Below are 431 nucleotides of genomic sequence, written 5' to 3' on the forward strand. Positions count from 1 at the left end.
CCGACCATGCCGAACACGTTGCCGGTTCGTGCCGTTTTCGGGTTCGACAGGCCCTTGAGCGCCTGGATGAAGCAGACCGAGGCGATCAGATAAAGGAGCGTAACGACGTTCAGGCTCATTTACGCACCCTCCTTCGAACCGCCCGGCGCCGCGATCTTCTTCGGCTCCTTCTTCTTGAACATCTCCAGCATTCGCCTCGTGACGAGGAAGCCGCCGAACACGTTCACGGCCGCCAGCGCAACGGCGACCGTGCCGAAGAACTTGCCCGTGCCGCCGACCGTCAGGCCCGCCGCCAGCATCGCGCCGACAATGACAATCGCCGAAATCGCGTTGGTCACGGCCATCAGCGGCGTATGCAGCGCCGGCGTCACGTTCCAGACGACGTGGTAGCCGACGTAGATCGCCAGCACGAAAATGATCAGGTTGATCAC

The 431-nt window shown here is 62.2% G+C and carries 2 protein-coding genes; both read right to left on the reverse strand.

The features are described from left to right. On the reverse strand, positions 1–119 hold a 119-nt coding region (locus tag H3V53_RS43455; protein WP_336603078.1), incomplete at its 3' end, for an NAD(P)(+) transhydrogenase (Re/Si-specific) subunit beta. Then, the coding region (locus H3V53_RS43460; protein ID WP_336603077.1) for an NAD(P) transhydrogenase subunit alpha part 2 at positions 120–431 on the reverse strand (312 nt) is incomplete at its 5' end. It lies immediately after the preceding gene.

Origin of the sequence: Paraburkholderia bengalensis (assembly GCF_037126505.1) — a bacterium.
GTDB lineage: Bacteria > Pseudomonadota > Gammaproteobacteria > Burkholderiales > Burkholderiaceae > Paraburkholderia > Paraburkholderia bengalensis.